Below are 12,424 nucleotides of genomic sequence, written 5' to 3'. Positions count from 1 at the left end.
ACCAGTAGGGTCACTATCAAAAATTTAATCGTCTATTAAACAAATGCATGAATTATATTTAAAAAATTTAACAGCATGTCGAATAACTACTATCATTGATTTTCCCTATACTTGTCACAGGGTTCCGGCGACAGCTATTTCTTTTCACACATGAATATTCAGATCATCATTGCAGAAGATCATCCGTTGATTCTGGCGGGTATTCAATTTCTTTTGATGGCACATAAACCCGAGGCAGTAATTACTTGCACCAGCGATTTCAACAAGACCATCGCCATGCTCGAAAAACGAAAGTTTGATTTGCTGATCATGGACATCAATCTGCCCGGCGGTGATAAGGTTACCATGGTACATTCGGTCAGGCTCAGGCAGCCTGATCTCCCGATCCTGGTTTGTTCGAGTTACGATGAGCAGCTTTATGCAGTGCCGTTTTTAAAGGCAGGTGCAAATGGTTATATATCCAAAACGGCGATCAACGACGATTTTATCAAAGCCGTAGACCATGTGCTCAGCGGCCGGACTTACGCAAGTTCTGAAGTGATGCAACAGGCGTTTGCCAAATTGCTGGGTTCGAAAGCGACGCGCGAAAATGTAACCGAAAAACTGTCGGAACGGGAACTCGATGTTGCTCAACTTCTGGTAAAAGGACAGTCTACCAAAAATATCAGCGAGCAATTGAGCCTTTCTTCCTCTTCGATCAGTATTTATAAATCCAAGATTTTCGAAAAGCTTGGCGTAAACAATGTAATCGAGCTGACCAAGTATTTTCAGGTTAATGATTAAAATACGATTTAAGTGGTTATGTATTTCTAAAAATATACTGGCATTCACATTATCGGCAATGTGTTTGCTCGCGCCTCCGTATGTAAGCGCGCAGCAGGCGCCCGAGGGATACTCGTTGCAGCAATTTACTGACGAAAACGGCCTTCCTCAGAACAGTGTCAAAGCGATTGCCCAGGATCGTAATGGCTTTATCTGGCTGACTACCGAGGCTGGCCTGGTACGTTTCGACGGGCGCCGGTTTGTGACTTTCGAAAAATCCCTGATTCCTATTTCAAATAACCGGTTCAGAGGGTTTATTCCGTTTCCGGGCACCGTCACCGGTAGTGCTCCGGAATTTTATGCATTGTCTGATAAAAAAGAGTATGTGGGCATTCTGGCTAACGGACGAGTGTCAGTGGACAGCTCTTTTTACAAATACTACAAGAAGTTTAAGCCGCTAGCACAAAGCCCGCTCAGGTACAACAGCGCATTACCTAGTTTGCCCGCTCTACATGCTCTGTACCCTGATTCTGAACACTATTTTGTCACCTCCGGCAATGACACCTCATACATTTGGCGAAACCCAGCCATCACTTGTTACAAGGCTGGCAAGCGCGTTTTTGTATCGAACGGACCATTCACCCAGTTCCTGCTGATAGGTCCGGATCCCTACGCGATCGATTTAAAAGGAAATCTCAAAGCGATAGGCCTCAAGGCCCGTGAAGTTACCATCGAGGGAGAAATCCTGGATAACAACCTGTTTTCCAATAAAAAAAACAATTACCGGCTATTCTGGAACAACATCTCCCGCCAGGCATTTCTATACGTCGGCAATGTCCTGTACCTTGCAAAATCGACCGCGCCGGGAAGGCTCACCACGCACCTGGTCCTCCGGAATTTTGATCTGGAAAAATTCAAAATCCATTCGTTTTACTTCGACGAGGTCGCGGGCTCCCTGTTTCTCGGCAGCACCACAAACGGGTTATTTCAATTCAGAAAGCAGGACTTCTACGTCAATAAGCTACTGACCGACGATGCCGATAACGTATATTATGCACAGGTTGCCGGTACAGGACTTTCCGTGCTCACTTCCCAGGGGTATTCCTTCAAGGCGCAGCCGGGTACAATGAAAGCTCTCCCCGAACGACTGGCGCCTTTCCTCGAAAAGACCGGAAGCAGGTTCCACATGGCCCGCTGCAACGACGGCTCTTTCTGGATTCAGTATGAATTCGACATTTTCAAAATGGATCCGACCGGGCGGAAAATACTGGCCGATGTCAAGCTGCCCGAGAAAGCGAAATCGCTCAGTGTCGAGTCCGGCGGCAGGTTGTGGGTGGGTTGTGAAACCAATGCCGTATTTTCGGTGGAAGAAGTCCATGGCCAATATGTACCAAAGCTCAGGTTCAGGTTGAGCATTGACCACTACGAGATCATCGGCAGGGAAAGCGATGAAACAATGCTTCTGGCTACGGAAGGCGACACCTATCGGCTGAATACCCGAACAGGCGATTTTAAGGTGATCAAAGCGCTGAAAAACATGACCGCCCGAAGCTCCTGCACTACGCAGGAAGGCACCTGGCTCGCGACTTACGGCAATGGCTTTCTTCTTTTGAAAGGCGAAAAAGCAGTCCCGTTCCCGTTGGATGAGGACCGTTTTTTAGCCACAGCACATTGTATCATCGAGGACGCGAAAGGCTTTTTCTGGATAACCACCAACCGGGGGCTGTTTCAGGTTCCAAAACAGCAACTGGTCGACTACGCCGACCGTAAAAGAAACCTGATTTACTACCTATTTTACGACAAAAGCGACGGCTTCGGGAGTAATGAATTCAATGGAGGCTGCTACCCATGCGCCGTAACCCTCGCCAACGGGACCGTATCGCTCCCCTCTATCAATGGATTGGTTTGGTTTAAACCTCAGGATGTCAGACCCGCACTTCCCAGCCGCGGGATTTTCATTAGCTCCGCTCAGGAAGACGGGAAACCAATGCCGGTTGCGGACACACTCGAAATGTCGCACGGTTTCGAGCAGCTGCGACTGGAAGTTACGACCCCCTATTTGGGCCATCCCAAAAACATCCGGATGTACTACTCCCTTTCCGGCCCCGGCCGAACGGAGAGTTGGACATCTGTTAACCCGGATTTTGTAATATCCATACCCGGCCTCGAATATGGGAACTATGTCCTGAGAATCAGGAAAGTTACCGGCTTTGGGACATACGATTATACGTACAAAACCGTGCACCTGCGTGTTCCGCGCACATGGTATGAGACCTGGTGGTTCCGCTTACTGGCTGGATCGGCACTTCTTGCCTTGTTCGTCATATCAGTCAGGTCCCGGTCGGCATACCATATCAAAAAGGAACGCGAAGCCAACCTGATCCGGCATTACCGGGTAATCAGTCAGATCATCGCGGCAGTCAACCATGATATCCAGACGCCCCTGCTCTACATCGGTTTTTCGCTCAAACAATTCAATACGTATTTTCACAGGCAACCGTCCGTTGATCCGCTGATTACCCGGCTCAGCGACGAAACCCTCGATACCTCCCAGCGGCTGAATACCCTTACCAGGAGTATCCTGGATTATATAAAATTACAAAGCAAATCACCCGCCGACCGCTGGGAAATCACGCCTGTCAACATCGCCGGCCTTGTTGCCGCTACTTCCCGGCTGTTTGCCGGCATTGCCGCACACAGGGAAGTGGAGGTCAAAACAATGATCGATCCAAACCTCACTTTCGACAGCGACCCGAACCTGCTTTCTATCATCATTCACAACCTGATCGACAATGCGTTGAAAGTCGCCCAATCGACGATCACAATAGCTGCCGACGAAGATATGACAAGGCAAATCACTATCGAGGATGACGGAGGTGGCATGCCGGCTGAGCTTGTCGCCTGGCTTAACCAAAGGTACCAATCCTATGAAGACTGGCTGTACGCCTCTCAAAATCCCGGGCAGAAAGGCATCGGCCTGGTGATCGTCAAAGATCTCTGCGTGCTGCTGGGCATTCAAATCAACGCGAAGGTCGTTGACGGAAGCAAGACCACCATTGCTTTGCATTTCGGTATCATGCCTTTTCCGGCAAGCGCTTGATATCGTGGCAGGCAATACCTAAGGACAGCATTATCCAGCGCATTTTAAGAATATCTTAAGAGTAAATCTGATAATTATTCCATTGCTTCTTGTTTACTTCGTATACCCTGATTGTAGTATCCGGCCCAATAGTATGCGAATCCTGATCATTGAAGACGAACCCGGCATTTTAAACTTCCTCCGGCAGGGGCTTGCGGAAGAGTCGTATTCGGTAGATACGGCGACGAATGGCCTGGATGGGCTCGAAATGGCACTCGCCGAAGCGTACGATGTCATACTGCTCGATTGGATGCTGCCCGGTAAAAGTGGAGTCGAAGTCTGCCGGGAAATCAGAAAGGAAGGCATCAGAACGCCCATCATCTTTCTAACCGCCCGCGATACAGTGCAGGACACCGTGTTCGGTTTGCAGGCCGGCGCCAACGATTACATCAAAAAGCCGTTCAGTTTTGAGGAGCTTCTGGAACGGATCAAAGTACAATTGCGACCGCATTCGGGCGAACAGGTTGAATTTCGGCTGGGTCCGATTCTGGTCGATACCCAATCCCACCAGGTTTTCAGGGATTCACAGGAAATTAAGCTGACACAGAAAGAATTCGGCCTGCTGGAATTTCTGCTCCGCAACAAAGGAAAGGTTTGTCGCCGGACCCGGATCATCGAAAGCGTTTGGGACATTCATTTCGAGTATAACACCGGTGTGATCGACGTGTACATTAATTCGCTGCGCAAAAAGCTTGGACTCACCAAAGAAGAAGACTACATCCAGACGATTCGCGGCGTGGGTTACATTGCAAAGGAAATATGAACAATGCGCGAATGACCTCCTCCTACCGAAACCGGATCGCCCTCAATTTTACCCTCGGTACCGGGCTACTGGTGGCCCTGATTTTTTTGCTGATCTATTACATTGTCAGCGCCACGGTTTTCAACCGTCTGGAAAAAGACCTCGGCTACGAGTTGGAAAAGCATTTCTATGAAGTGGGCGTCCGGGAAGGGCGCCCCTACTTCGCCGACAAGGCCGAATGGCTGGAACGCGAGCACAGTGAACTGGAAATCAATCCGGTATTTGTTGTACTGACGAATCTTTCGGGAAACGTCATCGATAAGTCGCCCAACCTGAAAAATGATTCGTTGAAACTCCATTTCTCGACAGTGGATCGTGCTGTTTTCAAGACCACTTTGCAGGGACAGGCGATCGAGCAGGTACAGCTGACCATCAAGGAAAATAACCGGCCGGCTGGCTATATCGTCGTAGCGATGCCCATTGACGAGTCGGAAAGAGTGCTTTTTAATCTTAAGGTCGTGCTTTTAATCGCCTTCCCCGCGGCGCTGGCAATCCTGTTCGTTTTCACCCGGTACACCGCCGGCAGGAGTATACAACCCGTGCTGACCGTAATTGAAACGGCCAGCAAGATTTCCAATGACAATATGGGCAGCCGCATCCCGGTACCGGCCGTCCGCGATGAACTGCACCTGCTGGTCACCACCTTGAACGAGCTGATGACCCGCGTTGAAAATGCCATCGGGCGGGAAAAACGGTTTACTGCCGACGCCTCGCATGAGCTCCGTACGCCACTTGCCGTGATTAAGGGCACGCTGGAAGTGTTGATACGAAAGCCAAGGTCGGCAGATGAATACATCTCCAAAATTTCCTTCTGCATCGCAGAAATGGACCGTATCAACCACCTGGTTGATCAACTTCTGCTCCTAACCCGGTTCGAAAGCCAGCAAAAGGCCATGGACATGAGAGCCGTAGACCTTTCCGAACTTACTGGCAACGTGCTGGTACGCTACCAGCAGCAAATCGTCGAAAAGAAGCTTTCAGTTGATTTAGAAACCGACGGAAAGCATGTCGTATACAGTGATCCGTATATGACGGACATCATGCTGGACAACATTATTTCCAATGCAGTCAAATATTCCTCTGGCCCGGCCCGTATTGCCATCAGTATCTTAACTTCCGGTGAAACGACCCATTATACCGTAACTGACCACGGAATCGGCATTGACGCCAGCGACATCAATCGAATACGCGACGCCTTCTACCGTTCGGCGCCCCTGTCGCATCCCGAAGTGAAAGGGAGCGGCCTCGGCCTCTCGATCGTCAACCGCCTGTGCGAAATGCTCGGAGTAGATTTCAGCATTCATAGCCAACTTGGCAAAGGCACCGAAGTTACGCTCTCGTTTCCAATCTTAAGCCAATCTTAAGAATCCCTTGAGAATCCTTTAAGAAAGGCAGGGATACCTTTGATTCAGATAGAAATTAATCAAAGTCAATCCTGCTAATCGACCATGAACTTCAACAAACACGCTGAAAATCTGAGCCGCCATGCCTTTCTGCGCAAGCTAGGCTTTGGCGGAACGGCACTTGCCGCATTCTATTTTGGCAGTCACCTGCAATCATGTACCAACGACCGCGTCAATCCAGCGCCTACCAACATGACCCTCGACCTGAACGACCCTGCTTACGCGGCGCTGAAATCCAATGGCGGATACGTCGTAAAGGATGGCGTCGTCATCGCCCGAAGCAATACCGGCTCTTACATAGCGGCCACCCGTACGTGCAGCCATGAAGGCCGTAACGAGGTAATCTACCAAACCGATCATTTTTATTGCACGGCACACGGTGCCCAATACGACAATACTGGCAAAGGCCTCAATAGTGAAGGGAGGAAAGGAATAGCCGTTTACACGACCTCACTTACCGGCCAAATCCTGACTGTAACCGCCTAAGCCATGCTCAAAACGACATCCGTACTCTTTTTCAGCCTGATAGCCTCCATGGCAATGGCCCAAACAGACCTGATGAAGGAATTGGAACAAGCCGATGATTCGACCGTACATTATGCTGCGGCGACTTTCAAAGGGACCCGCATTATCAACGGGCATTCGATCGAAACCGTTGGTAAGAATAACATGGACTTCATTATTTCGCACCGCTTCGGGGCGATCAATTCCGGGGCCGGCAACTTTTTCGGGCTGGACGAGTCCCAGATCCGCCTCGCGCTGGAATATGGCCTCACCGACCGGCTGATGGTAGGTATCGGCCGCAGCAGCTATCAAAAAACGATCGACGTTTTTGTGAAATACCGTTTGCTTCGCCAGTCAAGCGGCCTGCGCAACGTGCCGGTGTCCGTTACGCTCTTCGCGAGCGACGCGCACAATGCGAGTACCTCCACGCCCGATCTTCCTTTTTACACCATTACCCAGCGCCAGACCTACACCTTCCAGGCGCTGGTTGCCCGGAAATTCAATGAAAAGCTCTCGCTGCAACTCACACCGACCGTGATGCACCGTAACCTGGCAGAAAAGCCACTGGATGCGAACAATGTGTATGCGCTGGGCATGGGCGGGCGCTACAAGCTTACGAAACGGACCTCGTTCAATGCCGAGTATTGGTATACGCCCAAGCGCATCGGAAACACCACCCAGCGGGACCCGCAATACACCAACACGCTCTCCCTGGGCTTCGACATCGAGACCGGCGGACACGTTTTCCAGCTTCACCTGACCAACTCGCGCGGCATGATCGAGAAGCAGTTCCTCGGCCAGACGACCGGCAAATGGAGCAACGGGGATATCTTCTACGGTTTCAATGTCGCCAGGACATTCAGTTTCGACAAAAGCAAAAAACGGAGCAACAGCAATGGATATTAAGCTTTTCAGGCTGGCATTTCTACTGATGGCCAGTCAGTTGCTGGCTATCTGCGCCAGTGGGCAGATTTACATGACCAAAACCGGGCAGACGAGCTTTTTCTCAGAAACACCCCTGGAAAACATCTCGGCTGTAAACCAGCACGTAGCGGTGCTGCTCAACAGCGCCAGCGGAGAAATCGCGGTTCGTATGCAGCACAGGGCGTTCAGTTTCCCAAACAAGCTCATGCAGGAGCATTACAATGAAAACTATATGGAAACCGAGAAATACCCGGCGGCCAGCTTTACGGGAAAGATCAGCGAGCCTATTGATTACGGCAGGGACGGTACTTACCCGGTGAGCGCAGAAGGCGTTCTCGATATCCACGGCGTGAAGCAAAAACGGGTGTTGAAAGGTCAGCTGGTAGTCGACCACGGGCAATGCACACTGGACTGCGAATTCAGCGTGAGACTTTCCGATCACAATATCCAGGTGCCTACCCTGGTGCTTGCCAAAATCGCCGAGTCCATTTCAGTCAAAAACAAGTTCGTCCTCACAGGGAAGAAAAACCCGTAGCGATTCAATGCTGAACAAAATCATTGCCTTTTCGGTCAAAAACAAGCTTATAGTAGGGCTGCTCGTCCTTGCGCTGATAGGTTATGGCAGCTATGAGCTCACCCGCCTGCCCATCGACGCCGTGCCTGACATCACCAACAATCAGGTGCAGGTAATCACCATCGCCCCATCTTTCGGCGCGACCGACATCGAAAGACTGGTTACGTTTCCCATTGAACAGGCCAACAACAATATTTCGGGGCTCAAAGAGATACGCAGTTTCTCGCGCTTCGGCCTTTCCCTCGTCACGATCGTTTTTGAGGACGATGTGGATGTGTACTGGGCACGGCAGCAGGTTTCCGAGCGGCTTGCAAAAGTGCAGTCGCAAATCCCCCAGGGCATCGGTACGCCCGAGCTTGGGCCTATCAGTACAGGGCTTGGCGAGATTTACCAGTATGTGGTACGTGCCAGGGAAGGCTACCAACACCGCTACGATGAAACCGAGCTGCGCACAATTCAGGATTGGATCGTCAGGAGGCAATTACTTGGCGTGAAAGGTGTTGCGGAAGTAAGTAGTTTCGGTGGTAAGCTCAAACAATACTCCATCGAGGTAGATCCTGCGAAACTGCTCTCCATGGGATTGAATATCAATGACCTATTCACAGCTCTACAGGAAAACAACGCCAATACCGGGGGAGCATACATCGAAAAGGGGCCGTCGGTACTCTACATCCGCAGCGAGGGGCTTGTGGAGAGCCTGGAAGATATCGGCAGCATCGCTGTCAGGAATCTGCCCGACGGACAGCCTGTTTTTATTCGCGACGTAGCCGAGGTTAAGACCGGATTCGCCACCCGTTACGGGGCTATGTGCTACAACGACCAGGGGGAAGTCTCCGGAGCCGTGGTAATGATGCTCAAAGGGGCTAACAGTAGCGAGGTGATCAGCGCGGTGAAGCAACGCGTGGCGCAAATCCAGAAGACGCTCCCGGAGGGGGTGGTGATAGAACCATTTCTGGACCGTACCAAGATGGTCAACAATGCTATCGGGACCGTGGAGAAAAACCTGCTGGAAGGCGCATTGATCGTCGTTTTTGTATTGGTCCTCTTTCTGGGAAATCTCAGGGCAGGCCTGCTGGTGGCATCGGTGATTCCATTGGCCATGCTTTTTGCCGTCATCATGATGAACACCTTCGGCGTCAGCGGCAACCTGATGAGCCTTGGCGCACTGGATTTCGGACTAATTGTCGACGGCGCTGTGATCATTGTCGAGGCGGTAATGCACCAGATCGCCCGGAGCACCCGATTTTCAGGCGCGGACCGGCTCACACAAACACAAATGGACGAGCAGGTCAACGAGTCGGCCGACCGCATGATGAACAGCGCTGTATTCGGGCAGATGATTATCTTGATCGTGTACCTGCCCATATTCACCCTGCAAGGTATCGAAGGGAAAATGTTTAAGCCGATGGCGCAAACCGTGGCATTTGCCTTGCTCGGCGCCTTCCTGCTCTCGGTAACCTACATTCCCATGATGAGCGCGGTGTTTTTGAGTAAAAAAGTGAACCACGAGCCCAATTGGTCGGACCGCGTCATGAGCAAAATTACAGCCGGTTACCTGATCGCTCTGAAAAAACTGCTGGGTTTTCCAAGGTTCGTCATGCTATCCGCGCTACTCCTTTTCTGCGCAGCAATATTTACGCTTACAACGCTGGGAGGCGAGTTCATACCCGCATTGGAAGAAGGGGATTTTGCGGTCGACACGCGTGTGCTCACGGGCAGCAGCCTCTCCACCACGATCGCCAATACGACCAAAGCGGCACGCATTCTCAAGACCCGGTTTCCCGAGGTGGAAAAGGTGGTTACCAAGATCGGCAGCGGCGAGGTACCTACCGATCCGATGCCCATGGAAGCGAGCGATATGATGGTGATCCTGAAAGACAAAAGTGAATGGACTTCGGCGAGCACGTTCCCGGAGCTTTCGGAGAAAATGGGCCGTGCATTGCAGGAAGTGCCAGGAGTGACGGCCGGGTTTCAATTTCCGGTGCAAATGCGCTTCAACGAGCTCATGACGGGTGCACGGCAGGATGTGGTTTGCAAAATATTCGGAGAAAACCTGGATACGCTGGCATTGTATGCGGCCAGGCTGGGGAAACTTGTCAATCGGGTCGATGGCGCCCGGAACCTGTACATCGAAGCGGTATCGGGTTTGCCGCAGATCGTGATACGGTACAACCGAAATACAATCGCGCAGTTCGGCCTTACTATCGGGGCCGTGAACCGCATCGTAAATACCGGACTGGCCGGCCAAAGCACCGGGATGGTTTTCGAAGGAGAAAAACGCTTTGACCTGGTCGTCCGGCTCGATCCGGCTCAAAAAAGGAATGTAGCCCAGATCCGCGACCTGCTGGTGCCTACCCCTAACGGGAATCAGGTCCCGCTTTCGCAGCTGGCCGATATCCGCATCGTCACCGGCCCCAACCAAATCCAGCGGGAGGACGCCAAGCGCCGCATTGTGGTAGGCTTTAACGTAGCGGGGCGCGATGTGCAGAGCATTGTAAGCGAACTACAAACCAAAGTTGGCCATAACCTGCAACTGCCGACTGGCTACTACGTCACCTACGGCGGAGCTTTCGAAAATCTGAATGCTGCCAAAGCGCGCCTGATGATCGCCGTTCCCGTGTCGCTCGTGCTGATCTTTGTACTGCTTTATTTCGCATTCAACTCAGTGCGCGACGGCCTGCTGATTTACTCGGCGATCCCGCTATCGGCCATAGGCGGGATTTTCTTGCTTGCCCTGCGTGGAATGCCGTTTAGTATCAGTGCCGGAATCGGCTTTATTGCCCTATTCGGCGTAGCGGTACTGAATGGAATTGTGCTCGTAGCCGAATTCAACCGGATTCGCAAAGCCGGTGAAAGCACTATTCAGAAGGCTATACTCGAAGGGTCCAGCCACCGGCTTCGCCCTGTTCTGATGACCGCCTTTGTCGCCTCCCTGGGCTTTTTGCCAATGGCGGTGAGCAATGGCGCCGGAGCCGAAGTGCAACGGCCGCTGGCCACGGTGGTGATCGGCGGTCTGTTGATCGCGACGGCGTTGACATTGTTCGTTTTACCGGTTCTGTATATGGTCTTCGAAAACCGGTTCCATCTCAAAGCAGGAGCAGGTGCCCTGGTGATCTCCGCTTGCTTGCTCGCACCCGGTCAGACCCGGGCCCAGAAAGAGATCAGTCTGGAAACGGCTATCAACCTCGCGCTGAAAGACAATAGTCAGTTAAAAAGCGAAAAGTTACAGGCGGAATACCGCCGGGCACTTGTAAAAACTGCCGTCAGCCTACCGCAAACCAACGTGGGTCTGGAGGCGGGGCAGATCAACAGCGCCTATACCGATACGCGGCTTGCATTATCCCAATCGGCGCTGCTTCCGGTAGTTTACCGGCGGCAGCGTTCGCTTCTGGAACAGGAGTTTGAGGCAGGCGCCCTGCAAGCGTCGGCCGCGGCGCTCGATCTGCGGCGTAATGTCACACATCAGTTTTATATACTGCTTTACCTCAGACAAAAAGCACGGCTTCTCGGCTCACTCGATAGCCTGTATAATACCGTCGTTACGCGCGCCACCGAACGCCTCGCCCGAGGTGAGACCAACGTCCTGGAAAAGACTAGCGCTGAAATGCAGCTGGGGCAGATCAGACAGCAACGCAGGCAACTGGACACCGATTACAAACTGGCGCTGATCACATTCAATTTGCTGTTGAACGGATCCGAACAATACGAACCGCATGACGGCGCGCTTATTTTCCCTTCACGCACGGGTGCCGACACGGCCAAACTGCGATCCCACCCCTTTGTACAGTTAGCCGGCCGGCAGCAGGACATCGCCGCCGCGGCTATTGCTGTCGAGAAAGCACGGCTCTTGCCCGAATTAAGCCTGGCCTACAACAACATGAGCATGCGAGGCACCGGCGCCGACAATAAACTGTACAATGGCTGGCCGCGCTTCCAGGCTGCACAGGTCGGAGTAGGCATTCCTGTTTTCGCGGGCGCACAAAAAGCGCGTATCCGTGCAGCTGAGCTCGCCCGTGAGGCCGCCAGGGAACAATATCAAGGTCAGTACCAGCAGTTTGCATCCCGCTATATGGCAACACTGACGGGTTACCGTCAGTTGCTTGAACGCGTCGGCTATTACCGGGATTCCGCCGTACCCAATGCCGAACTGGTTGTCCTCACGGCCACCCGCCAGCTTCGGGAAGGTGCTATCAACTACCTGGAATGGAGCCAGCTGATCGCTCAGGCCACATTGATCAGGAGCGAATATCTTGATACGATCGCCAATCTGAACCAGAATGCCATAGAACTGGACTATTTCCTTAGCCAATAAGCGA

Annotated in this window: 8 protein-coding genes; all 8 read left to right on the top strand. The window is 52.0% G+C overall.

Annotated elements, in window-relative coordinates; all coding sequences use genetic code 11:
* Positions 1-150: 150 nt before the first annotated feature.
* Positions 151-783, top strand: coding sequence for a response regulator (locus AC2YIT_RS20340; RefSeq protein WP_430849375.1), 633 nt, complete (start codon positions 151-153; stop codon positions 781-783).
* Positions 784-841: 58 nt separating this feature from the next.
* The gene (locus AC2YIT_RS20335) at positions 842-3,862 is read left to right on the top strand and encodes a sensor histidine kinase (protein WP_487280386.1); all 3,021 of its coding nucleotides are present in this window, start codon (positions 842-844) and stop codon (positions 3,860-3,862) included.
* A gap of 133 nt (positions 3,863-3,995) precedes the next feature.
* Complete coding sequence (locus AC2YIT_RS20330) at positions 3,996-4,664, top strand: response regulator transcription factor (RefSeq protein ID WP_430849379.1); 669 nt, start codon at positions 3,996-3,998, stop codon at positions 4,662-4,664.
* Between the two features lie 11 nt (positions 4,665-4,675).
* Entirely contained in the window at positions 4,676-6,067 is a 1,392-nt protein-coding gene (locus AC2YIT_RS20325) for a sensor histidine kinase (RefSeq protein WP_487280385.1), read from the top strand.
* 84 nt (positions 6,068-6,151) lie between these two features.
* Positions 6,152-6,592, top strand: coding sequence for a Rieske 2Fe-2S domain-containing protein (locus AC2YIT_RS20320; protein WP_487280384.1), 441 nt, complete (start codon positions 6,152-6,154; stop codon positions 6,590-6,592).
* A 3-nt stretch (positions 6,593-6,595) separates the two neighbouring features.
* Complete coding sequence (locus AC2YIT_RS20315) at positions 6,596-7,516, top strand: DUF5777 family beta-barrel protein (protein WP_487280383.1); 921 nt, start codon at positions 6,596-6,598, stop codon at positions 7,514-7,516.
* Entirely contained in the window at positions 7,506-8,069 is a 564-nt protein-coding gene (locus tag AC2YIT_RS20310) for a YceI family protein (protein WP_487280382.1), read from the top strand. The genes AC2YIT_RS20315 and AC2YIT_RS20310 overlap by 11 nt, the downstream gene beginning before the upstream one ends.
* 7 nt (positions 8,070-8,076) lie before the next feature.
* Positions 8,077-12,420 carry a CusA/CzcA family heavy metal efflux RND transporter gene (locus tag AC2YIT_RS20305; RefSeq protein ID WP_487280381.1) on the top strand — a complete coding sequence of 1,448 codons (4,344 nt, stop codon included), beginning with the start codon at positions 8,077-8,079 and terminating at the stop codon, positions 12,418-12,420.
* Positions 12,421-12,424: the final 4 nt, after the last annotated feature.

The sequence above is a fragment of the Dyadobacter sp. SRI_021 genome, assembly GCF_057586235.1.
Note: the sequence above shows the minus strand (reverse complement) of the source record. Positions and strands in the feature narration are given on the sequence as shown.

Bases quoted from the DNA above. Each gene is read 5' to 3' on its own strand.
- AC2YIT_RS20310 (WP_487280382.1), top strand. From the start codon at position 7,506: ATGGATATTAAGCTTTTCAGGCTGGCATTTCTACTGATGGCCAGTCAG.
- AC2YIT_RS20315 (WP_487280383.1), top strand. From the start codon at position 6,596: ATGCTCAAAACGACATCCGTACTCTTTTTCAGCCTGATAGCCTCCATG.
- AC2YIT_RS20320 (WP_487280384.1), top strand. From the start codon at position 6,152: ATGAACTTCAACAAACACGCTGAAAATCTGAGCCGCCATGCCTTTCTG.
- AC2YIT_RS20325 (WP_487280385.1), top strand. From the start codon at position 4,676: ATGACCTCCTCCTACCGAAACCGGATCGCCCTCAATTTTACCCTCGGT.
- AC2YIT_RS20305 (WP_487280381.1), top strand. From the start codon at position 8,077: ATGCTGAACAAAATCATTGCCTTTTCGGTCAAAAACAAGCTTATAGTA.
- AC2YIT_RS20340 (WP_430849375.1), top strand. From the start codon at position 151: ATGAATATTCAGATCATCATTGCAGAAGATCATCCGTTGATTCTGGCG.
- AC2YIT_RS20330 (WP_430849379.1), top strand. From the start codon at position 3,996: ATGCGAATCCTGATCATTGAAGACGAACCCGGCATTTTAAACTTCCTC.
- AC2YIT_RS20335 (WP_487280386.1), top strand. From the start codon at position 842: ATGTGTTTGCTCGCGCCTCCGTATGTAAGCGCGCAGCAGGCGCCCGAG.